At 43.5% G+C, this 22,629-nt stretch carries 17 protein-coding genes and 2 pseudogenes; 7 read left to right on the top strand and 12 right to left on the bottom strand.

From position 1 onward, the window contains the following. Positions 1-98: 98 nt before the first annotated feature. Together WMO75_RS19935 and WMO75_RS19930 are read right to left on the bottom strand one after the other, a co-directional pair. The gene (locus WMO75_RS19935) at positions 99-1,424 is read right to left on the bottom strand and encodes a transposase (protein ID WP_173906384.1); all 1,326 of its coding nucleotides are present in this window, start codon (positions 1,422-1,424) and stop codon (positions 99-101) included. 312 nt (positions 1,425-1,736) lie between these two features. Beyond that, complete coding sequence (locus WMO75_RS19930) at positions 1,737-2,570, bottom strand: carbon-nitrogen hydrolase family protein (RefSeq protein ID WP_022213375.1); 834 nt, start codon at positions 2,568-2,570, stop codon at positions 1,737-1,739. 267 nt (positions 2,571-2,837) lie between these two features. Here WMO75_RS19930 and WMO75_RS19925 point away from each other — a divergent pair, with 267 nt between their 5' ends. The 3 genes and pseudogenes from WMO75_RS19925 (at position 2,838) to WMO75_RS19915 (ending at position 4,523) form a co-directional block, all read left to right on the top strand. Further along, on the top strand, positions 2,838-3,281 hold the full coding sequence (locus WMO75_RS19925) for a transporter substrate-binding domain-containing protein (protein WP_022213376.1): 444 nt from the start codon (positions 2,838-2,840) through the stop codon (positions 3,279-3,281). Between the two features lie 72 nt (positions 3,282-3,353). Next, positions 3,354-3,785: an ABC transporter permease subunit gene (locus tag WMO75_RS19920; protein ID WP_022213377.1), complete on the top strand. Its 432-nt coding sequence runs from the start codon at positions 3,354-3,356 to the stop codon at positions 3,783-3,785. Then, positions 3,776-4,523: pseudogene (locus tag WMO75_RS19915) on the top strand (amino acid ABC transporter ATP-binding protein). Before WMO75_RS19920 ends, WMO75_RS19915 begins: the two are co-directional and overlap by 10 nt. A 58-nt stretch (positions 4,524-4,581) precedes the next feature. On the opposite strand, the gene WMO75_RS19910 reads toward WMO75_RS19915, so the two are convergent. From WMO75_RS19910 to WMO75_RS19900, 3 genes are all read right to left on the bottom strand, one after another. After that, entirely contained in the window at positions 4,582-5,403 is an 822-nt protein-coding gene (locus WMO75_RS19910) for a carbohydrate ABC transporter permease (RefSeq protein WP_022213379.1), read from the bottom strand. Then, on the bottom strand, positions 5,403-6,284 hold the full coding sequence (locus WMO75_RS19905) for a carbohydrate ABC transporter permease (protein WP_227222944.1): 882 nt from the start codon (positions 6,282-6,284) through the stop codon (positions 5,403-5,405). Before WMO75_RS19905 ends, WMO75_RS19910 begins: the two co-directional genes overlap by 1 nt. A gap of 146 nt (positions 6,285-6,430) precedes the next feature. Continuing rightward, positions 6,431-7,756 (bottom strand): ABC transporter substrate-binding protein, encoded by a 1,326-nt coding sequence (locus WMO75_RS19900; protein WP_349078905.1) that lies wholly within the window; start codon positions 7,754-7,756, stop codon positions 6,431-6,433. Between the two features lie 299 nt (positions 7,757-8,055). Between WMO75_RS19900 and WMO75_RS19895 the strand changes: the two genes are divergently transcribed. Further along, positions 8,056-9,867, top strand: a complete 1,812-nt coding sequence (locus tag WMO75_RS19895; RefSeq protein ID WP_349078903.1) for a sensor histidine kinase — start codon at positions 8,056-8,058, stop codon at positions 9,865-9,867. An 18-nt stretch (positions 9,868-9,885) separates the two neighbouring features. After that, complete coding sequence (locus WMO75_RS19890; protein WP_296054517.1) at positions 9,886-10,650, top strand: response regulator transcription factor; 765 nt, start codon at positions 9,886-9,888, stop codon at positions 10,648-10,650. Here WMO75_RS19890 and WMO75_RS19885 read toward each other — a convergent pair. From WMO75_RS19885 to WMO75_RS19860, 6 genes are all read right to left on the bottom strand, one after another. Beyond that, positions 10,643-13,009, bottom strand: coding sequence for a glycoside hydrolase family 31 protein (locus WMO75_RS19885; RefSeq protein WP_349078901.1), 2,367 nt, complete (start codon positions 13,007-13,009; stop codon positions 10,643-10,645). The two genes, WMO75_RS19890 and WMO75_RS19885, sit on opposite strands and share 8 nt — an antisense overlap. Before the next feature lie 126 nt (positions 13,010-13,135). Next, positions 13,136-14,005: an AraC family transcriptional regulator gene (locus WMO75_RS19880; protein WP_022213385.1), complete on the bottom strand. Its 870-nt coding sequence runs from the start codon at positions 14,003-14,005 to the stop codon at positions 13,136-13,138. Positions 14,006-14,089: 84 nt separating this feature from the next. Then, positions 14,090-14,383 carry a hypothetical protein gene (locus tag WMO75_RS19875; RefSeq protein WP_022213386.1) on the bottom strand — a complete coding sequence of 98 codons (294 nt, stop codon included), beginning with the start codon at positions 14,381-14,383 and terminating at the stop codon, positions 14,090-14,092. Positions 14,384-14,398: 15 nt separating this feature from the next. Next, positions 14,399-15,565: an aminotransferase class V-fold PLP-dependent enzyme gene (locus WMO75_RS19870; protein ID WP_349078899.1), complete on the bottom strand. Its 1,167-nt coding sequence runs from the start codon at positions 15,563-15,565 to the stop codon at positions 14,399-14,401. A gap of 6 nt (positions 15,566-15,571) precedes the next feature. Continuing rightward, the gene (locus WMO75_RS19865) at positions 15,572-16,939 is read right to left on the bottom strand and encodes a hypothetical protein (protein ID WP_022213388.1); all 1,368 of its coding nucleotides are present in this window, start codon (positions 16,937-16,939) and stop codon (positions 15,572-15,574) included. 284 nt (positions 16,940-17,223) lie between these two features. Continuing rightward, a complete protein-coding gene (locus WMO75_RS19860; protein WP_330578421.1) occupies positions 17,224-20,052 on the bottom strand; it encodes a cobalamin-dependent protein in 2,829 nt (942 codons plus the stop codon). A gap of 250 nt (positions 20,053-20,302) precedes the next feature. Here WMO75_RS19860 and WMO75_RS19855 point away from each other — a divergent pair, with 250 nt between their 5' ends. Both WMO75_RS19855 and WMO75_RS19850 read left to right on the top strand, forming a co-directional pair. Continuing rightward, the gene (locus WMO75_RS19855) at positions 20,303-21,763 is read left to right on the top strand and encodes an ASKHA domain-containing protein (RefSeq protein WP_331524968.1); all 1,461 of its coding nucleotides are present in this window, start codon (positions 20,303-20,305) and stop codon (positions 21,761-21,763) included. 2 nt (positions 21,764-21,765) lie between these two features. Beyond that, positions 21,766-22,296, top strand: coding sequence for a DUF2284 domain-containing protein (locus WMO75_RS19850; protein ID WP_022213391.1), 531 nt, complete (start codon positions 21,766-21,768; stop codon positions 22,294-22,296). Between the two features lie 42 nt (positions 22,297-22,338). Here the strand turns inward: WMO75_RS19850 and WMO75_RS19845 are convergent. Next, positions 22,339-22,551, bottom strand: a pseudogene (locus WMO75_RS19845) (VOC family protein); the annotation flags it as partial. Between the last annotated feature and the right edge of the window lie 78 nt (positions 22,552-22,629).

The following is a 22,629-nucleotide window of genomic DNA, read 5'->3' as shown; positions in this document are numbered from 1 at the left end:
GATACGCCTGTAACTTAGGTGCACAATTACGTGCATTTTCCATGCCGGATACGGCAGGTTCCCACATAACAGGTAGTCCGCTGTATATCTGCCTGCATTTATGCTGCTCTTAAGTTCATTTCTGAACTGAGTTTTCTCAGATCTGCATAAACACATGAGGTTCTACGCTTTACTGCAGGGACTTTTGCCTCCAGCAAAGACCTTTCCGTTACCGGAAGGGGTTTTAAAAGTTCTCTGATAAAGTATCTTGCTCCAATATTGTACGATGCTGATAAGTCACAATTATATCGTTTTCCTGTCTGGAATACACACAGGCTGTGGTTTCCCGGATCACGGATAACTGTTCCGGTTCCATCATACGCAAGCCTGCTGGTATTCCATGCACAGATCCTCGATATCCGCATTCTGTTTCTGTGTGCCTGATGTTCACAGCGTTTCTGGATATCCCGTTTTCTCCACAGATGCAGTTTCTGTTTCTTTTTCCCGGATATCTTTCCTTTTATCTCCAGGTATTCGAAGACAATTATATCTGCATGGTTCTCTTTTGCATATTTTGTAACTGCTCCTGCAATCTTCCTGCCCAGTTCTATATTCAGGCGTTTTGCATAAGCCCATCTGCTCTTTGCCTGTACAGATCCATGTTCTCTCTGGAATCTCCGTATCCGTCCCAGCACACGGTACATCCGGTCTTTTTCACTGTGGAAGTTGATAAACTTTCTTCCCAGGACAGTTCCATCCGACCGCATAATGGTACAGACTGCATCGGTATTGATTCCCAGATCCACACTGCAGATGATCTGTTCTTTGGCTGGTATTTTCGCAAGTATCACATCTTCTGTATAAGAAAAACGCAGAAAATATTTCCTGTGCCTTTTCTCCAGTGTCGGGGCAGATGCCTTTTTCCCAGACCAGTTCTTTCTCAGATACTCCATGTCGGTATGACTCAACCGTACATGGAACCACTTCCAGTCATGTCCATCATATAATTTCAGATAAGCAGCGTCCTTCCCGCCTTCATCCTCCCGGTACATCACATCACGGTAAAAAACCGGCATAGCATGGTTCTCATATACAAGTCTCGGTTTTCCTTCTAACCGGTCTGTTTTCTCCCACAAACCCAGTCGGGTTTTGTAAGAAGACACACTTCCCAGGGCATTCTGGATAGATGCCCTTCTCAGATAGGAGGGCATCTTTGGAAATCGAATATCAAAATCAAAACGAGCCTGATTCTTTTTCGTTGTATGTATCAGGTGTTCTGCTTCATTGAAACGTTTCTTTGTTCCCGGGATCCTTTCCAGCTCTTCCCATACCTGTGCATAGACCTCTGTCAGATAGCTGACTGCAGCCCTGTAAACATCCAGTGTCTGACGAATCGGGATATTCTGTTTTCGTAATTCTACGCCATAGCTGGATATTATCTTCACAGTTGCTTCCTGCCTTTCTGACTTGTACTGGCATAAATAAGTCCTATTTGTTCCTTCCTATTCTATTATAACTCTTTTTAGGTCCAATAAAACTCCCTTTTATGTTTTTTTGTAAAAAATTTGCGCGCCTAACTCATCACTGGAAGTAACGAGAATGCGGCGCGCAGTTATTCAACATATTAAGGTAGCTATTTCGCTCTTCCTTTGGTATCTGAAGTGCATCCATAGCCTGCTCTATGGTCCATCCCATACTTTCCATCAATTTATAAAAAAATTATAACAAGCACATATAGCTTCGCACAAAGCATAGCATTATTTGCATAGTTTTTCCAGACGGTACATATCCTTCCGCCTGCTCTTTAATAATGGTAACTCTTCTCTTACCTGCTCTTCATAGTCAAGGTCCAGTTCTGTCAGAAGTACGCCTTCTTTTTCATCCAGCATATCTATGACTCTGCCCCATGGATCTGTGACAATGGAATGTCCCCAGGAAATATATCCTGCGGATTCATCGCGCATTGGGGCGCAGCCTATCATGTAGATCTGGTTGTCCAGTGCTCTGGTTCGGAAGGACAGTTCCCAGTGTGCAGGACCTGTCGTCATATTGAAAGCCGCTGGAACGAAGATTGCCTTTGCGCCATCATTTACCATCATCCGCGCAAGCTCAGGGAACCGAATATCAAAACATAGCATGACTCCCATCCTGCCAAACTCGGTATCAAAAACTGTATCATGATCTCCCGCCGTCAAAGTATCGGATTCCTTAAATGTCTGTCCACCTGTGACATCAATATCAAACAAATGCACCTTTCTGTGCTTGCCAATCTGTTTTCCCTGCCTGTCAAAAATATAAGATGTATTGTAAACCTTTCCCTCAGCATCCTTCTCCGGCATTGAACCGCCGATAAGATAGATTCCATATTGTTTTGCGTATTCCGAGAGCTGCTGCCATACAGGCCCACCCTCTTCTTCTGCATAGACCGGGAAATTCTGCGTCTGATATGGACAGCAGAACATCTCCGGAAGGATAACAAAATCCGGTTTCTCATCTTTTATCTTTTCAAGATATATTCCAGCTGTCCTGACATTCTGCATTTTGTCAGTCACTGTTGGCATCTGTATTGCTGCTACTTTTATTTTTGCCATTTTCTGTCCCTCTTTTACCTTTTTTGACATGTACATTTAAATGGTAGCATAAGCACCAATATCTGTACATAAATTTTCTATAAATATACTCTCTTCCCTCAAACTATGTTTTATTTATAGGGCAATTCCTTTAATATGGTAAAATTTTAAAACATTCCATTGACAGTGTGTTTTGGGAATGATAGAACTGAAAAAAGCGACGAAGGCGTCAGTTTTTTTGTAAACTGCGCCTTTTTTCATTATTTAAAAGAAAAGGAGTGTTTCTCTATGAAAAAGATGTGTTATTTATTAACAATGGGATTACTCGCAGGAAGCCTTACTGTTCCTGTATTTGCAGCTTCTGATGCAGAGACAGATAAGAAATGGACTATCGCAACTGATACTGTATTCAAACCTTTTGAATACACAGATGACAGCGGTAATTTCGTAGGTATCGACGTAGACGTACTTGATGCGATCGCAAAAGATCAGGGCTTTGAATATGAACTCAAGAGTCTTGGATGGGACGCTTCTATCGCTGCATGCCAGACTGGACAGGCTGACGGTATGATCGCCGGCGCATCTATTACAGATGAAAGAAAAGAAAGCGGTGAATACAACGAGATCATTGCCAAATACCTCGGAGAAGACGCAGTTCCGACAGAAGAAGCTGCTGATGACGCTGAGGCAGATACAACAGAGGCTCCTGCTGAAGAGGAAGCTGCTGAATAATCAGAATATATATTACACGAATTACAGGGCTGCTGCATTTTGTGGCAGCTTTGTTTTTGAAAGGAGTTTTCCATGATCCAGATCATAACAAGATATGGAAATCTGCTGCTCCTTGCAATGGGACAGACCCTGCTTCTTGCTTTATGCGGTCTGTTTTTTGCCTGTATTCTGGGTATGTTTTTTGGTTTATTAAGTGTACTTAAGAATAAAGCCTGCAGAATCATATCTTCTATTTTTGTTGATGTTATCCGAGGCGTTCCTATGATCGTCCTCGCGTATTTTATTTATTTCGGTGTTCCTTACTGTCTGAACAATATGATGGGATTCAGTTTTACCCTGACAGCACTTCAGGCCGGAACTGGTCAACACTGCAAAGAACGTTGTTGCCAATTCTTTCATGTCCTTCCAGACATGGGGTATTGTTGCGATCATGTACCTGATCGTCATCACAATCCTGTCCAAAATCGCAAAAGTCTTAGAAAGGAGATTAAACCGTGGCCGTAAATAAAGACAACGTCAAAATCCACGTATCACATTTGAAAAAAAACTTCGGCTCTCTGGAAGTCCTGAAGGATATCTCCACAGACATTCATGAAGGTGAAGTAGTCGTTATCATCGGACCTTCCGGAAGCGGTAAATCTACTTTCCTGCGCTGCATGAACAAGCTCGAAGAGATTACCGCCGGAGAAGTGATCGTAGATGGACACAATCTTACAGACAAACATATTGATATCAATAAAGTCCGTGAAAATGTAGGAATGGTATTCCAGCATTTCAATCTTTTCCCGCATATGAATGTCACACAGAACCTGATGCTCGCTCCGGTAGAACTGAAAAAAGCTACCAAGGATGAAGCCAGACAGCGCGCCATCCACATGCTGGAAAAAGTCGGCATGGCCGACAAAGCTGACACATATCCAGAGCAGCTTTCCGGTGGGCAGAAGCAGCGTGTAGCGATCGCACGTGCCCTCTGCATGACTCCTGATATCATGCTTTTTGATGAGCCAACCAGTGCTCTCGACCCGGAAATGGTTGGTGAAGTTCTTCAGGTTATGAAGCAGCTCGCCGCCGATGGCATGACAATGGTGATCGTAACCCATGAAATGGGCTTCGCCCGCGAAGTTGCCCGACCGGGTTATCTTCATGGATGGCGGTTACATCGTAGAGGAAGGCTCCCCACAGGAAGTTCTCCTGAATCCACAGGAAGCACGAACAATTGATTTCCTGAATAAAGTATTGTAATAAAAAATAGACGTCTGTCTCTTATACGAGATAAACGTCTATTTTTTATTAATCGTTTTTACTCTTTCACCGCACCGGAAGTCATTCCACCAACGATGTATTTCTGGCCGATCATGTAAACAATGATAACCGGAATACAGGTAAGTACGATATCTGCGAAGATGTAGTTCCAGTAGCTCTTGTTCTTTCCGAAGAACTGGTATACTGCCATGGTCATCGGGAAGAGTTTGCTCTTGCTGGACAGGTACAGAGGTGTAAGGAAATCGCTCCATACTGTCATGAACTGCAGGATAAAGCAGGTTACAAGTGTTGGTTTCATAAGCGGCATGATGATCTTGAAGAACAGGCTCAGAGGTCCTGCACCATCAATAACCGCTGCCTCGTCCAATTCAACCGGAATGGATATTACGAAGTTTCGGATCGTAAATACACAGAACGGTATCATCGCACTCGTAAATACCATGACAATACCAACTCGTGTATCGTTCAGGTTTAAAGTACTCAAAACTCTTACCAGAGTTACATAGTTGACCGGGAAGAACAGTCCGCAGAGAACGAAGTAATACAGGAATGTATTTAACTTTGTTCTGTTACGGCACATTACAAATGCTGCCATCGCACACAGTACAACACCAAGTGTAGTTGCTACCAGAGCATACAGTAAACTGTTTGCAAATCCCTGGATCAGATTACCTTTTTTGATAACCTCTGCGTAGTTTGAGAATACCCATTTGGTCGGAAGCGCAAGACTCATTCTTGCGGCCTCTCCTTTATCCTTGAAGGAATTGATAAGTACCATGTAAAATGGAAGTACAACTGTCAGGCACAGAAGGATGCAGACAATATGCTTCAACACGTTTTGAACTTTTTGCTTTTTCATTACTGCTGTACCTCCTGTTTACTCATTTTCTTAACAATACCTACACCGATGATCGCCGTAATGATAAGAAGGATCGTATTCAATGCAGAAGACATTCCATACTGACCTCTGGAGTAAAGCTGGAATGCATAAGTTGTAAGAACCTCTGTTGCATGTCCAGGACCGCCGTTTGTAAGAACGTAAACGATATCGAATACTTTCAGACCATATGTAATACCAAATACAAGGTTGATCATGATAGAACCTGTAAGCATTGGAAGTGTTACATAGCGAAGTCTCTGCCAGAAGTTTGCACCGTCGATCTCAGCAGCTTCATAGTAGGATTTCGGAATCGTATTCAGACCTGCGAGGAAAATAGTCATAACATAACCAATACCTCTCCAGGCATCTACACCGTAAATGGATTTCCATACAACACCCAGATCAGAAAGCCATTTCTGTTTCAGGATTCCGAGATGCAGTGCATCCAGGATCGTATTCAGAAGTCCTGTATTGTAATTGAGGATAGATTTAAAAATCAGACCGATAATTACAAATGGAAGAATAGATGGCAGATATAACAGAGTTCTGTAAAGTCCTTTTCCTCTTAAGCCTTCCTGAAGCATGATTGCGATCATAAGTGCCGGGATCAGTTTTACAATGTTAGAAATGATCGTAAATTTAAGTGTATTCCCAATTCCACTTAAATAGCCTTTGTTTGATGTCAGAATTTCTTTAAAGTTCTGCAGTCCTACAAAATGTGTACCATTCAGGACACTTCTGGAATTCCAGTCTGTAAAGGAATATCCTACACCCATTGCACTTGGAAGCAGGAAAAAGATTACATACAATACCAGCGGCAGCACCAGAAACCACCAGGGATATATTTTTTTCTTATTCACTGAAGTTACCTCCTGTTCTCTTAGCAGCCAGATTAATCAAGTCACAAGGATAATCTTCTTATTTACTCCTTTAGCAGACAGTGCGAAGGATTTTACTCCCTCGCACTGAAGAATTACCCTTATTTCACAACGTTTTTATCTGAAATTTATTCCCAGTTTTCATCTCCGACAGTTTTTGCTGCTTCTGCACGGTTGGTATCCATGTTTGCAAGAACATCGTTTGCTTCCATTTCACCCTGGCAGAATGCGATCATATCCTGTCCAAACTGCATCCAGTAGTCGTTTGTATATTTTGTACCATTCTGAAGTACAGATACGCTCATTTTATCTTTATCTACAGTCTCAAGGAATTCTTCCTCTTCTGGCAGCCAGTGCTGTTCCAGATTGTCATCGTTTACATCAAGGTTTGTGTAAGCCGGTGAGTTGTCAAGGATTTCCTGAAGGCTTTCTGTTGTTGTTACGAAGTTGAAGAATTCTCTTACAAGGTCTTCATGCTCTGTTCCTTTGTATCCGAACATTGTCGGGCCAGCCGGGCTGGTTGGATACCAGGTATTGTCTCCAAGAGGAATCAGGAACATTCCATATTCATCTTCGGAACCTGTGTCATCTTTGATCTGTTTGATGTAACTGGAGTTTGCCATTGCCATTGCACATGTTCTGTCGCCAAATTCATTTGACATGTTTGTGCTGTCTGTTCCGATCCAGTCCTCTCCGAAATAGCCTGCATCAGAGAGTTCTTTGAACTCGTTCAGAACTTCAAGCATTTTTTCATTATCAGCAAATGTTGCCTGGTTTGTATTCAGAGCATCGTACAGTCCTGGTGTTGCTTCTTCATAAACTCCACCGATCTGGAAGAATGCGAGCTGATGCTGCCATCCGTCTGCTCCTGGCATGAACCATGGAGTGATTCCTGTATCTGCGATCTTTGCGCAGAGGTCTTTGAGTTCTGCATATGTGGTTGGAACTTCCCAGCCATTTTCTTCAAACAGAGTTTTGTTGTAAAGCATTACGTACTCCGGAGAATTGTTCCAAACCTGAAGTCCGTATAATTTATCGTTGTATGTGCAGGATGCTTTTCTTGTTTCCGGCATAAGGTTTTCCCAGTCAGCTCCTGTAAAATCGATACAGTATTTCTCCGGGTCAACGATGGTTGATTCAATTGCAAATGGATTGGACTGGATCCAGAAAACATCCGCACAGGAATCTGTTGCCAGTTTTGACTGAAGAAGATCAGAATACTGATCTGCCGGGATTGTCTGAAGGTCAACGGTTACATCGTATATATCCTCGAAACGCTCCAGTGTCTCATCATAACGGTTATCCATCCAGCCTGCGGATACCAGAATGCTTAATTCCTCTCCTGCAAAATCTTTGGTATCATCTGCTGCAAATACATTCACGCTAAGACCTGCTGTCATAGATGCTACCATTGCTGTTGCACATGCAACTGCCCAAAATCTCTTTCTCAACATAAAAAACTTCCTCCTTTTAATTTGTTTTTGTCACGTCCTTGATGAAATAAGTTTATCAGTAACTGTGTTTTTTATCCATGGACAAAGCCATTCTGTATTTGTACTTTTTTCACATTTTTGTATGCTATTTTCACATCATTCTACTAGGTTGCACAATTTATAATGTATATTTTTGACTATTTTTACCAGTTTCGCTTTTTGTCATTTGTACTTTTTACATAAACATGTTATAATTTCGACGAAATACTTTTGACATGTCCTGAAAAACCATTGGTACTTTTTTTACAGGAGGCGTATATATGAAACAACGCAGCTTACAGTCTAAACTTTTTATCGCCTATCTCGGAATGGCAAGTCTGATCCTGTTTGCTTTTGCAGCATTTTTTTATCTCTTTGTATCAGGACGACTGAAGGAAAGTCAGATCAGTGCCATGAACACCCTGAATTCCAGTTTCAAAACACAGGTAGACTCTGCTATCCTTGACCTGGACACAGTATCCGTCAATATCAACTACAGTAATATGTCCAAGAGTATCCTCGATCAGAAATTTGATCTCAATATCTCTGACAGTATGCTCTCCGATATGTCTGATCTTTTTATTTCTCTCAGCGGAACTGAATTAAAAGCTGATCAGGTGAATCTGTACGATTTTTCCGGATATGTACTTCAGGCAGGACTTTCCACCATGGTAAAAAAAACGGACGATTCTCGCACCGAATGGCTGCAGAAAGCCCGGGAAGCAGATGGCAGAAAAGTAATCACCAATCCCTATCTTACCTATGAATATTCCAAGTCGGCGAAATATTCTCAGTGGATGATCTCTGTCTACCGCTCTTTCACAAATCAGTACCGCCGCAGTGTAGGCGTAATTGAAACAGCCAAACAGTGCAAATCCATTTTTAAAAGTATCATTTCCTACGAGAAGAAAAATCATGATGATGCAGCCAGTGTATATGTATTTAATCAGGATGGTGATCTGATCTATCCTTACGATATTTCAGACAGTGAAAGTTCCAAACTCCAGGACTATTACACATTGACAGATTCATCTCAGACTTCTTCCAGACTTACCAGCCCTCTGACAGACAAGGACGAATATGCGGCAAGAATTGACTCCGGCTACACTGGATTTACTTACCTCACGGTTCAGTCAAAATCAGCCATACTTGCACCGGTATATCAGATGCTCCAGATCCTTCTGGCAGTTGTTGCTGCTTTTCTTCTGGCTTCTGTTATTGTTTCATACAGGCTGTCCCGTTCTGTTGTCAAACCGGTCAAGCATCTGAAACATATCATTCAGCGAATGGAGCTGGACACTCTTGGTCAGGAAAAGGTCACTTCCTATCCTGTCTCTGTCAATGAACTTGAGGAACTTTACCAGGCATTTCAGTTTATGAGCGATAATCTGAAGGATTCCATGGTAAAACTCACACAGGCAAAAGAACAGGAAATGCACGCTCGAAATATGGCTCTGCAGACACAGATCAACCCGCATTTTTATTACAACTCACTGTCAAGTATCATGGTTCTTGCGGAAAACGGTGATAATGACACAGTTGCCAAAATGTGCCGGAATCTTTCTCTGATCATGCGCTATATTACAGATACAGGCAGCACGACCGTATCTCTTGCCGATGAGCTGGATTATGTTCAGAAATATCTGTACTGTATGAAAGTCCGTTATCAGTCCAGTCTGAACTACAATATTGATGTAGATGAAAGCCTTCTTTCTGAGGAGGTTCCCAAGCTGCTGATCCAGCCACTCGTAGAAAATGCTATCAAATATGGTTCCAACTGTGCACCACCATGGACGATCTCCGTCAGCAGTGTTATCGCGGAAAACTACTGGAAGATCACCGTCACAGATAACGGTCCCGGATTTTCTGAGGAAGCATGTCAGAAGATCGCACAGAATCTTGCCAAAGCAGACCAAAATCCAGGTCTTCCTGAACTCAAGATCAACGGTCTGGGAACTGTAAATGTTTATCTCAGATGGAAGATTTTCTGCAACGGCAAAATCATTTTTGAATATGGAAACACCGAGGACGGACACGGAATTGTATCCATAGGACGTTATATATCAGAGGATCAAGAAATAACTCAGCATTAATAAGAGAAAGGAACTATCATGAAATACACAGTAGTCGTTGCGGAGGACGAAGAACTTCTTTTAAATAACCTTGTCCAGAAAATCCAGAAAGCGGACCCGGATTTTCAGGTTACAGGTACTGCCCAGACAGGCGAGCAGGCATTTGCACTGGTAGAAAAGCTTACTCCTGATCTTGTCATAACGGATATCCGTATGCCTGTTATGGATGGGATGGCCTTGCTTACCAAAGTAAGAAGTCAGTTCCCTTTCACTAAATTTATTATCACAAGCGGGTTTTCAGACTTTGAATATGCCAAGAAAGCTATTACTCTCAAAGTCTCTGATTATCTGCTGAAACCAGTGGATCCAGATGAGCTCCATGATGCCCTGCAAAAGATCAAACATGAATTTCAGATCGCCAAGAAGGATTACGAAGCTGTCTTTAATGCAGGAACCGCTTCCATGACTCCCTCTCAAATTGCTTCTGTTCTGCGGGATTTTATTATAAAAAACTACAGTGACGATATCAATCTGAACCTGATCGCAGACAATATGAATTACAGTCCCGGTTATCTGACAAAGATCTTCTGCCAGGCATATGACTGTACCCCGACCAAATATCTGACCAATCTGAGGATGCATCATGCACAGAAGCTGCTTCTCAATGAGCCTTCGCTTTCTGTCCGTCAGATCGGAGAGATGTGCGGTTACCATGACCAGGGATATTTCAGCCGTATCTTCAAGAAACATACCGGCAAGAGCCCGCTGGAATATCGCGATGAAAAAGAGGAAGCCATCAAATGATGACTTCCTCATAAGAAATATCTTCCATACCATCAAAGCTTCCCTGTCTTTCTTCTACAGTCAGTTCACCTTTCTGGTCATTCCAGATCAGTTTTGTGGTTGCGTATGCACCCTTCTCAAAATTATAGTTATTTCCCTCATCTTCATAAAGAGTAAATTCTGCATCTGCTCCCGGGTAAACCATCAGTTTCACCGGTCCTTCCGGTTTCTGAGATGCATAAGTAAGTCCGTCTGCAACCGGAAGAATGCTTCCTGCTTTTACAAAGATCGGCATCTGGTCGATCGGCGCATCTACCGTTACATACTGACCGCCTTCATATTTCTTGCTGGTCCAGTAATCATACCAGTCAGCTCCCTGTGGGAGATAACATTCCCATGTTTTTTCACGGTCAAGTTCTGTGCTTTCCGGGCCGTAGTACATTGGCTCTGTAACTGCACAGATCAGAAGTGACGGTCCGAACATAAACTCATTCTCAATCTTTCTTGCAGTCTTATCCTGCGGGAAATCAAACAGAAGGCTTCTCATGATCGTATAGTCATTGAAGTGAACAGCTCCTGCAAGAGAATAGATATACGGCATCAGATGGTATCTCAGCTTAATAGATTTCTCAATTGCATCATAGAACATCGTTCCTTTGTCACCGAAGTTCCAGATTTCTCTCGGAGTATCTGTTCCGTGAGAGCGGAACATCGGAAGGAAAGTTCCCATCTCAAGCCATCTGGTATAAAGCTCGCAGTATCCTTTGTCCTTCACACCTTCATTGTATTTGCCCTGCCAGAACCACTTCGGCTCCGGATCTGTGTTGCAGCCACAGCCACGATTCTGCCATTTATCAGCAACTGTAAAGAACGCACCGATATCCAGTGTCCAGTACGGATAACCACTCAGTCCCATATTCAGGCCTTCTACGATCTGGATCTTGAAGTTGTCCCAGGAAGCGCAGGTATCGCCGGACCACAGCATGGCTGCGTATTTCTGCCCGGATGCATAACCGGAACGGGTCAGGTTGAGGACACGTTTGTCTTTAGTGTCTTTTCTCTGGTTTTCATAAATACCCTTTGCATGCATCAGTGCAAACGCATTGGCAACAGCCGGATCCAGATATTTCTTGTGCTCGCCGCCGACAAGTTCATATCTCTCCCATGGCTCTCTCTTCACGCCGCCATTCCAGTCAGGACCGGAGAAAGGCTCTGTGGAATCGCACCACCAGGATTCAAATCCTTCATCAAAAAGTCCTTCTTTTGCCTGTTTCCAGTACATTTCACGGGCTTTTTCATCAAAAGCATTGTAGGTTGCATAGTCATAAAGCAGATAGCCTGCGTCAAAAAATTCCTGATGGTTTTTGCCGCCCGCATTCATGTTCGGCCATACAGAGACCATGCTGTGTGCATGCATTTTGTTGATTTCTTCCATGCATTCTTTGTTGTCACCGTAGCGTTCTTTGTCGAGGATCTTTTCTCCCCAGTTGCCTGGTTCCCAGGTATTCCAGTCCTGAACGACACAATCGATCGGAACACCGATCTCTCTGTAATGACGCACGATCTCAGCCAGTTCTTTTGCTGTGTAATACTGCTCTTTGGACTGGATGTAACCATACGCCCACTTCGGCAGCATCTGTGCTTTACCTGTCAGATAACGGTAGTCATGAATGATCCCATCCATTGTATTTCCACCGAGGAAATAATAATCGATCTGGTCTACCGTATCCAGGAACAGATAGGATTCTCTGCCTTCATCGTTAAAAGTCATCAGTGAACAGCAGTCAAACAGGACTCCATATCCTTCGGTAGATACAAACATCGGCATCGGGATACGCATGTTATGCTGATACAGATACTGTGTATGTTCACGATAGTTGTAGATTCCTTCTTCTGCCTGTCCAAGTCCATGGATCTCCTCGTCTTCTTTCCAGTCAAAGAAAACTCTTGCACGGTATCCGTCTCTGACTTTTTCTGCCTTGAGGTTCTGGATAAAGTTTCTTTCACCGTCTACTGTCTTTACACGGTTGATGATCGGTTTTTCGCCGCCTGTATTGTAGTGTACGACATCAATCCTGGTGAGATCCGCTTTGTTCTGCTCCTGCCACACGCTTCCATCTGCATGTTTCCAGGTGATCCCTCCTGTTTTGAGATTCAGTTCTGCCTGCACTGCTGATGTTTTTACTGTAACTACTCCGTCTGCTTCTGCTGCTTCAAATGGAACCTGCGGATACTCTTTTTTCTCGATGATCAGAGATTCCTGCTCTGTTTTTACTTCATCTTTTGCGATCATGCAGCGGATGATCTCATCTGTTACCGGTATCAGGCGATATTTCATGCCTGCTGCTGAACATTCTACATATCTGTCTGTTTTTATCATTTCCCCAAATCTCCTTTTGTAAGTTTTTGTTTCCCATAAAAAAACGCCGTATCAGGATATAACATTGCTGTTTTTATCCTAACACGGCTGTTTATGATCGGTCTATGGCTTATCTGATTCTGATTTTTAACTATTTTTACTCTTTTCATCCTTGGGTGTTTTGCCCACATGTTTCTTATACAGGCGATAGAAATTTGAAATATTATTAAACCCACATTCCATGGCGATTTCCGTAACATTTTTCTTCCCTTCACGAAGAAGTTCACGGGCATGATTGATACGCATTCGTGTCACATAATCACTGAAACTGATATTCGTCACCTTACGAAAATAAGATGAAAAATAATTGGCACTCATATACACAGATGACGCAACCTCTTCCAGTGTGATCTTCTCGCAGTAATGAGCATCGATGTAATCAAACGCCTGCTCCAGACGCTTCATGGCGTTCTTTTTCTCCTTGAGCATCTCTCCGGATTTGGTTTCATCCTGATAAGTACGTATGAGCATGGTGAGGATCCGCAATACATTGGCCTTGATCATAAGAGGATAACCTTCTTTCTGATCATTCCACTCTTTATAAATTTCCCAGATGCCTGCACGGATATCTGCATTTATTTCATCTTCCCTGCCGACACGGTTCTTGAAATTACTTCCCCGCTCTACAAAGGGCTTCAGATACTCCGTGTCAAATACGCTGATCTTCTCTGCAATAAATTCCGGCGAAAAGATCATGACCAGAAGCTTCATATCATCCCCGATAAGATTCCACCCATGAGGTTCTACGTTGTTAAAGATGATCACATCATCCTTCTCCATCGTATACTCCTGTCCATTGACAAAATAATTCCCCTTCCCCTCAAGCACACAGGTGATCTCAAAGTAACTGTGCCAGTGCCAGGTCCCCGGCCTGCTGTTCTTCGGGGTCAGCACTACCTCTGAAATCTGAAAAGGAAAATCTTTATCAAGTGGAATATTATCTCGTTCAAGCCTCATCGTCTGCCTCCTGTAAGTAACGTTAATTCTGTCAAATCTGATAACACAAAATTCGATTCTTTAACGTTCTCAGTATAGCAGATTTTATTCTTTCACGCAATTCAGGATGAATGCTTCCAGTTTTGCCAGTTCATCTTCATGTTTTCCATGAACGGCGATCCTGAAATAGTCGTTTCCTTCTATCCCCTTTATCATATAGTAATTATTCTCGATCTTAAAAAAAGGCTGTTTCAGCATATCAAGATATACAAAACCTCCAAGTGATTTCAGCTTTAAAATAAATTCTCTGTCTATCGGCGCATCCATAAGATAGTCTGTTGCAAACCAGCCGGATTCTGCACATTTCTCTCTTGAAGGCCGCTTTCCTGTAATCTTCATAAACTTTTCCCCTGTTCATCGTCCTGCCACAGAGCCTGCGATCTGCTCTGCCGCTGTAAGAAATTCCTGTATGTCCTTCTCTTTTGTAAAGTAAGATATGCTTATGCGGATCGTTCCGTTCTTTTGTGTTCCCATAGCTTCATGGATCAGTGGAGAACAGTGAAGTCCCGCACGTACCGTGATTCCATACCCACTTTCCAGGATATATGCCGCATCGGAAGCTGTCAGGCCTTTGAAGTTCAGACTCATGACAGGTCCCCTGCATTCCTTAGAATTTCCGTATACCTGGATTCCCGGGATCTTCTCCAGAGCTTCATACAGTTTCTCCATAAGTGCCATTTCTTTTTTATGGATCATGTCAACTCCTGTTTCACGTACAAAATTCACTCCAGCCAGCAATGCCATGATTCCCGGAAGGTTCTGTGTGCCAACTTCATATTCATAATCTTCATCTTCATAGGTCAGCTGCTTACTGTTACGTCCTGTTCCCCCATATTTCAACGGCTTCAGTGAAATACCTTCTCTGATATAAAATCCACCACTGCCCTGCATACCCATAAGACTTTTGTGACCTGTAAAAATAACCGCATCTGCTTTCCACTGATCTGCATATACCGGAATACAGCCTGCGCTCTGGGAAACATCCACTATCAGACAAAGGTTGTTTTTCTTTGCGAACCTGCTGATCATGTCCATGTCCTGCACATATCCCGTTACATTCGAGCAATGATTGACCACAAGTGCTGCTGCCTGCCGTCCGTCCTGCCGCTCCTCTTCCAGTGCCTGTTCCAGCAGTTCCTCTGTCACTGCGCCAATCGCGGTGCAAGAGATGATTTTTACCGGATGCTCTTTTAATGCCGACTGATTCATAAGCGGACGCAGGACACTGTTATGCTCTGTCTGTGTCACGAGAATGCTGTTTCCTGCTTTTCCATAATCGAGTCCACACAGGATAGTATTCAAACTTTCTGTTGCCCCTGATGTAAAAAAAATCCTCTCACTCTCTGCTATCCCCAGCAGTTCCCCCATAGCTTCACGACAGAGTACTTCCACATCTTTTTTTAAAATCGCGCTTCCTCCCCTGAATTGTGAAGCAGGCGTGTCCATAAGACACGCCTGTACAGCTTCATTCACGCAGGAAGGTTTCGGCCATGATGTAGCCGCGTTATTCAGATAAACCATTCAGAATCATCCTTCCAGTACGTTAAAGTTCATAACCTTTGCAATCTTTTTGATAAGTTTTGTGTAATCACCAAAGATAAGTACCTGATGATGACCAAAGCCTGCCAGGTTGTGCATATATTCTCTTGCGTCATCCATCTGGATGTAGTAGTACGGGCTGCAGTATGTATCTGCATATTCGGAACGGATAACTTTACCTTTCTTGATGCAGATGGTATCGCCTGCCGGGTTGAAACGGCCAAGTGTTACATAGTCATCATCGTTCTCTGTGAAGTCAACCTGCAGTTTTCCACCAAATCCCTGACCAGTGAATGCCCACAGTTTGTATTCCAGTGGTTTTGTTCCATAACCATTCATGCAAAGTGCCGGTACTGCATGGTGGATACGAAGCAGTTCGTCTGTCTCATGGTTCGGGTTACCCATGAATGCCGGACGGTTTGCAGCGTACTGCATGATCAGCATAGCCATAAGTGCGTTCAGGTCTTCCTCACATCCGCTCGGGATTCCTTCATCTTTCATGATGGAATGGCACATACATGGTGTAAATTTACGGTTCTGCGGGATCTCTGTTGTGCAGAGCTCATGACATGCAGTTGAGAATGCGTTGCAGTCATAGATATCCATCATTTTCTTAGCTGCCAGATAATATTTCACGTCGTTGAGGAACCAGTCTGTATTTACCTGTGTATCTGTAGAACCTGCAATGATCTTGTCGGCGATCGGTTTTGCTTCTTCGTCTGTGATCTCATCCATATATTTGAAGATAGATGTGAATGGAAGTTTTACTACTTCAAATCCATAACGCTGACGGAGAACTTCCGGATCACGGATCAGGCTCTGGATGCCGAATGTTGGCAAAGATCCTGCTGTAAGTACAAGTGCTCTTGTGTTGCGAACGGCTTTTCTTACCCAGAGGATATGTGCGATCTCGTTTACATCCTGAAGATCCATTGCTACATAAGCTTCTACTCCGATAGAACGGCAGTAAGCTGCAAAGTCGATTCCTTCGTTTCCGTTCTGCCAGATGATTACCGGTTTGTTGTAGCGTTCCAGTTTTGGAATTCTCCATCCCATGCACAGGAAGCAATCAATCTCATCAAGATTTTCGCCGATTTTTTCAAACAGATCTTTCTTTACTACAAAAGATTCATCATAACGAACATCCATCGGCTCTGTGAACTGAACTTCGTCAATCACACCTTTCAGAGCTTCTACAGATTCTTTAAATGTCTCATCTGCTGCCTTTGTTTCTGCCTCAACAGTCATGTCTTCTTTGTGACCTGCACGACATGGGCCTTCCCAGAAGTGTGTATGTGTCAGACATCCGATCAGTGGTCTTACTACGAGTTTTACATCCATTGCTTTCTGTTTCATGATTAAAAAAACCTCTCTTTCATTTGTTCACCTTATATAGTTGCATCCCTTAATATGTCTCTAATTATACTTTCTAAACGAGAATATTCCTCTTTTTTCTTCCGCACAATCTATACTTTCTTATGATTTTTTGTGTAAATTACATAAATTACGCCTTTATAAACATATCATTTTCGTATGTTTTGACAGGTTGCATGCAGCAAAAAAAGAGCCGTCAGGTCGTGACATTACCTGGCGGCTCCCGTTTATTTGAATTTGGGATTCAACTATATTAATATAAGGGTTTATCTTCCGAGAGATTCTACATAAGTTCCTTTTACATCGCTCCAGTTCTTATCTGCATAGTCAAGAAGGTATGCAGCCTGTTCCAGAGACATTTCCGGGAACAGAAGGAATAAGCTGTGAGAACCATATTTCTTAACGATACGGTCTACGTTCTTGATCCAGTCTTCGAATTCTCCTGAGTAAACTTTTACCCAGATGGATTTTCCTGCTGCAATTGCTTTGTCGTAGATCACATCCCAGTCCGGAAGTGTTCCGTCCGGGCCTGCATCTCCACTTGTCCACTGCAGAGCGTCAATTCCATCGATTTCCATCAGTGCATCCATGTGTTTGATCGCAGCCGGTCCATCAAGATGATACAGGACATGGTCTACTTTCTCACTCTGCTCACGTAAGGATGGCTGAATGTATTTTCTGAAGTCTTCCGGTGACATCATTGCAGAGAAATCGCACTGTAATTTTACAGTTCTTCCAGGTCCCCAGATCTGGAATACAGTGTAAGCGTTTCCGCCGTTTTCGTCTTTGATGATATCATAGAAACGGTCATAGTATTCATAGTAAACATCGGTTACTTCCTGGATTCTCTCACCGATCATATCCGGCTCATCCAGCAGGTCAAACAGGATATCCTGTGCACCGCGGAGGGAAGCAAGTACGTCGATGTTTTCCATAAGGTCAGGCATATCTACAACAAAATCGTCTCCTGCCAGTTCCTTACAGTCTTTTGCAAGCTGGATGTGTTTTTTGAACCATTTGTTTTCCGGGTCAAAAGTAAGTTTCGGTACACCTTCCCAGCTGTCCAGACATTTGTTGAACCATACAGTATCTTCTTTGAATCCGATCTCAGATCCGAGGTAAGATGCTACGGATCCTGGACCAAAGTCGATGTTCAGGTTCGGGAAACTCTCTCCAAGGAATGCATGTGTATCGCAGAAGTAACGATAACGGTCTACGATCCTCTGTGCATTCTGGTATTTGTCTTCCATGTCTTTCCATTTCAGTTCTTCCGGCATGTTGTAATATTTACCCTGGCAGATCTGATCCAGATAACCACCCTCAACAGGTGTTCCGTCTGAGTACTGCTCCACTTCCGGTCTTCTGGCGATAACACACATCAGCGGTCTTCCGGTGTTTTTGTGCTGCCAGTAATTAGCAAATTTTTCTTTGGTTGCTTCCCAGTTAAGCTTGTAGCCTTCTCCCGGTTTCGGAAGCTGGATCTTGCTTAAATCTACGGCACCTTTTTCGAATTTAGGTGTCTCAGAAACTTTTTCTTCTGCCTTCGGAGCTTCTTCTTTAACTTCTTCCTGTACCGGTTCTGCACCTTCTACCGGAAGATCATCAAATTCACCGGCTGCTGCTTTTGCACAGAATCCGGATTCTGCATATTTCTTAGCCTGCTCTGCTGCGGAAGCTGCATCTTCTGTATAAGCATCTGCACCGATCTCATCAGCGAATTCCTGGCTGATCGGAGCACCTCCAACCATGATCTTGACACGGTTACGGAACGGCTGTTTCAGAAGTGCTGCAACAGTGTCACGAAGTGATGGCATTGTTGTTGTAAGAAGAGCAGAAAGAGCTACAATACTTGCTTCTTTGTGTGAATTTACTTCATCAATGAATGTCTGGATCGGTACATCAACACCAAGGTCGATAACTTCGAATCCGGCACTCTCAAACATCATACCGACAAGATTTTTACCGATATCATGAAGGTCACCTGCTACAGTACCAAGGATAATGGTTCCTGCGCTTCCTGCTTCACCTGTTGCAAGATATGGTTTCAGAACATCCACGCCGGCTTTCATAGCACGTGCTGCTGCAAGCATCTGTGGAACGAAGATGATCTCTTTCTTGAAGTTATCACCTACGACAGCCATAGCTCCGATCATTGCGTCATTTAAGATAGCAGTCGGGTCACAGCCTGCATCAAGTGCTTCCTGAACGGCCTGTCCAATTTCTTTGTTCTTACCATCCTGAGTTAATTTGAATACTTTCTGCATCTTCTCATCAAGTGGAGAAGCCGGTGCAGGCTGTACTTCTTCAGCGGCTTTGTTTCCAAATTTATCAATATACTGCAAGCAGTATTCATCACGCTCTAACAATGCATTTGTTGCATAGATCATACCGATCATGTTCTTGTTGGTCGGGTCAACGATCGCACTGTCCATACCAGCATTCATAGCCAGTACCATAAATGCCTGGTTGATATTTTTTCTCACCGGAAGTCCGAAAGAAATATTGGAAAGTCCACTTGTGATGTGGATGTCCGGATATTCAGATTTAATTCTTCTGCAGCAGTCTGCAAATACAGTTAATGCAGTCTGATCTGTTCCTAAAGTTACAACCAGTGGGTCAATATGTAAACGGCTTGGTGCAATGCCGTACTGTTTTGCTTTTTCCATAATTCCGAAGAAAATTTTCATACGTCGCTCTACGGAATCCGGAATACCATCATTATCGCACAGAAGTGCTACGCATTCCCAGTCTGTGTCCGCAATTACCGGGAAAATGGTATCGATTTTATCACCTTCAAGAGATACAGAGTTGATAAGACCTGGTCTCTTGCAGAATGGGATCGCTGCTACGCAGGATTTTGCACTCGGGCTGTCCACACAGATCGGTGTATCTGTTACTTCCTGTACAAGATCGATCATCCATTTCAGTGTTTCTACTTCTACGTCCTCTTCTACAGACGCACATACGTCCAGAAATGTAGCACCCGCTTCTGCCTGCATTCTGGCTCTTTCTCTGATCAGATCCGCATCCTTCTCAGAGATTGCCTTGGCAACTGACGGAATAGATCCGTTCAGTTTCTCTCCTATTATGATCATTATTTTGTTCCCTCCTGATGTGCCATTGTCAAACACCTTCTCATTTGACAGATCATGTCCGCTTATATGATCTGTCCCGCACTTTTATTTTATAATATCCAAAGGGTTATAACTTCTACTATCTTTTGATTGATGTATACTATCTTACTGTGATTCCATTACCGTTCGCAGTAAAATATTGTATTTCCGTGTTTACAATGCTATATTGAAAAAAAGATTTTCGGCAACGCGGATAGAAAGGCACAGAAAAATGAATACTTATCAAATTACTGTTTTACCATATGATCGGATTTTAAATGCAGATGAAGGCGAAAACCTGCTCCACGTTCTCCAGCAGAATTCACTCGCCCCGGATGCTCCCTGCGGCGGAAATGGAAAATGTGGTAAATGTATCGTTTATATAAATGACAGGGAAACTCTGGCATGCCAGACTGTGATACGGGACAATATCACAGTCCGCATTCCTGCGAAATCTGACATGCAGATCCTGAAGCATGGCACCTCTGTTTCCGTACAGCCGGATGGCCGTGACAGATATATCCTTGCATACGATATCGGAACCACAACTGTTGTCTGTTATCTTCTGGACGGTATCTCCGGTGAAGAACTTGCCAAAGAAAGTATACTGAACCCTCAGACTGCTTATGGTGCGGATGTAATATCCCGGATTGAATATGTTCTGAAAAATCACTCTTCAGAGCTCCAGGACTGCATTACACATATCCTCGCAAGCCTTGCCGTCAAAGCAGCCGCCAAAGCCGGTATCCCGCTTTCGGTGATCACTCTCGCCTGTGTTGTCGGTAATACTGCCATGCATCATCTTTTCCTTGGCATCGATCCTTCGCCGCTGACCGTGCCGCCCTATATGCCAAAGGTTTCCAACGCCATGGAGATTCCTGCCGCCCCGCTGCTTCCCATTCATCCAGAAGGACGTATTCGCATCCTTCCCAATATAGCCGGTTTTGTCGGTGCCGATACTGTAGCGTGCATGGTTTCTGTTCATTTTGACCAGCTTGATGAATTAACTCTTATAATCGACATTGGTACAAATGGAGAAATGGTCCTGGGTGACCGCCACCGTCAGATTGCCTGTTCCACTGCTGCCGGGCCTGCTTTTGAAGGAGCCAGAATCTCATGCGGCATGCGGGGAATTCCCGGAGCCATCGATCATGTTTCTGTAAAAAATGGAGAAGTTTGTTATCATACCATCGGAAATGCTGAGGTCAGGGGATTGTGCGGATCAGGACTTCTGGATCTGACTGCCGCTCTTCTGGACACTGGATTCTTAAGTGAAGCCGGTCTGATGCAGGCTCCGGAATATCGAATCAGTACTTCTGCAGTCACTCTGACCCAGAAAGATATCTCCGAAGTTCAATTTGCCAAATCTGCCATCCGCTCCGGTATTGAACTTCTTGCAAGGCGGATGCAGGTATCTGTAGGAGATATCCGTAAAGTATATCTTGCCGGAGCTTTTGGAAATTACATGAACCCGGTCTCTGCATGCCGGATCGGTATGATACCTCCTGTGCTTCTTGATCGCATTGAAACGATTGGGAACGCCGCCGGAGAAGGTGCAAAGCTCTGTGCCTTAAATCGCCGTGAATTTGCTTACAGCCAGTTTCTTGCTGCCAAGACAGAATTTCTGGAACTGGCATCCTGTCCGGAATTTCAGGACTGTTATATTGATCATTTAATGTTTGGAGAAGAATAGAAATGAATTACGAAGAACTTAAAAACCTGGCTTTAGAATCAGGATTTACGCATGCAGCACCGCTAGATACTGCAACCATCGAATTAAAACAGGACGTCCGGGACATGTGTGCCCAGGGATGCCAGCAGTATGCCAAACGCTGGAGCTGTCCTCCTGGGTGTGGAACTCTGGATCAGCTTCGTGGAAGTATTTATTGTTATAAAGAGGGAATTCTTGTACAGACTGTTACAAAATTAGAAGATGAATTTGACTGGGATGGCATGATGAAGGCGCAGAATCTTCACCAGGAACATTTCCTTGCGTTCCTCGAAAAACTCCACGCCTCTCATTTTTCTTTCCTGCCACTCGGAACCGGATGCTGCATGCTCTGCAAAACCTGCACCTACCCGGATGCACCCTGCCGCTTCCCGCGAAAAAGGATTTCTTCGATGGAAGCATGTGGTATGTTGGTATCGGAAGTATGTCAGAAGAATAACCTGAAATACTATTATGGTCCGAATACGCTTGCGTATGTGGCATGTGTGCTGATGTGAGATTTATTGTAACTGTGAGGGTACTGAACAGTTATGATTTATTTACATTTTCTCCGGCACGATCTCCAGCCAGTATCCATCTGGATCAGTGATGAAATAAATTCCCATTGCCGGATTCTCGAAGCAGATGCATCCCATCTCTTCGTGTTTCTTGTGGGAGGCTTCCATATCGTCTGTCGTAAATGCAAGATGAATCTCGTTGTCTCCCAGATCATAATGATCCTTCTCCCAGTCTCTCAGCCAGGTAAGCTCCAGGTGAATTAAAAACTCTATCCTCACATGACTGAAGTCACGTGCTTCCAGACGCTTTAGGCGTCAGACTAAATATCGGCA

The organism is Blautia intestinihominis (assembly GCF_040096655.1).
Taxonomy (GTDB): Bacteria; Bacillota; Clostridia; order Lachnospirales; family Lachnospiraceae; genus Blautia_A; species Blautia_A intestinihominis.
This window is presented reverse-complemented; position numbering and strand designations above follow the sequence as displayed.

What these genes read in the sequence shown, in the direction of transcription:
- WMO75_RS19900 (WP_349078905.1), bottom strand. Translation starts at nt 7,756, where the DNA reads ATGTTGAGAAAGAGATTTTGGGCAGTTGCATGTGCAACAGCAATGGTA.
- WMO75_RS19875 (WP_022213386.1), bottom strand. Translation starts at nt 14,383, where the DNA reads ATGAAGATTACAGGAAAGCGGCCTTCAAGAGAGAAATGTGCAGAATCC.
- WMO75_RS19930 (WP_022213375.1), bottom strand. Translation starts at nt 2,570, where the DNA reads ATGGCAAAAATAAAAGTAGCAGCAATACAGATGCCAACAGTGACTGAC.
- WMO75_RS19890 (WP_296054517.1), top strand. Translation starts at nt 9,886, where the DNA reads ATGAAATACACAGTAGTCGTTGCGGAGGACGAAGAACTTCTTTTAAAT.
- WMO75_RS19910 (WP_022213379.1), bottom strand. Translation starts at nt 5,403, where the DNA reads ATGAAAAAGCAAAAAGTTCAAAACGTGTTGAAGCATATTGTCTGCATC.
- WMO75_RS19880 (WP_022213385.1), bottom strand. Translation starts at nt 14,005, where the DNA reads ATGAGGCTTGAACGAGATAATATTCCACTTGATAAAGATTTTCCTTTT.
- WMO75_RS19925 (WP_022213376.1), top strand. Translation starts at nt 2,838, where the DNA reads ATGAAAAAGATGTGTTATTTATTAACAATGGGATTACTCGCAGGAAGC.
- WMO75_RS19865 (WP_022213388.1), bottom strand. Translation starts at nt 16,939, where the DNA reads ATGAAACAGAAAGCAATGGATGTAAAACTCGTAGTAAGACCACTGATC.
- WMO75_RS19855 (WP_331524968.1), top strand. Translation starts at nt 20,303, where the DNA reads ATGAATACTTATCAAATTACTGTTTTACCATATGATCGGATTTTAAAT.
- WMO75_RS19895 (WP_349078903.1), top strand. Translation starts at nt 8,056, where the DNA reads ATGAAACAACGCAGCTTACAGTCTAAACTTTTTATCGCCTATCTCGGA.
- WMO75_RS19860 (WP_330578421.1), bottom strand. Translation starts at nt 20,052, where the DNA reads ATGATCATAATAGGAGAGAAACTGAACGGATCTATTCCGTCAGTTGCC.
- WMO75_RS19850 (WP_022213391.1), top strand. Translation starts at nt 21,766, where the DNA reads ATGAATTACGAAGAACTTAAAAACCTGGCTTTAGAATCAGGATTTACG.
- WMO75_RS19885 (WP_349078901.1), bottom strand. Translation starts at nt 13,009, where the DNA reads ATGATAAAAACAGACAGATATGTAGAATGTTCAGCAGCAGGCATGAAA.
- WMO75_RS19920 (WP_022213377.1), top strand. Translation starts at nt 3,354, where the DNA reads ATGATCCAGATCATAACAAGATATGGAAATCTGCTGCTCCTTGCAATG.
- WMO75_RS19870 (WP_349078899.1), bottom strand. Translation starts at nt 15,565, where the DNA reads ATGGTTTATCTGAATAACGCGGCTACATCATGGCCGAAACCTTCCTGC.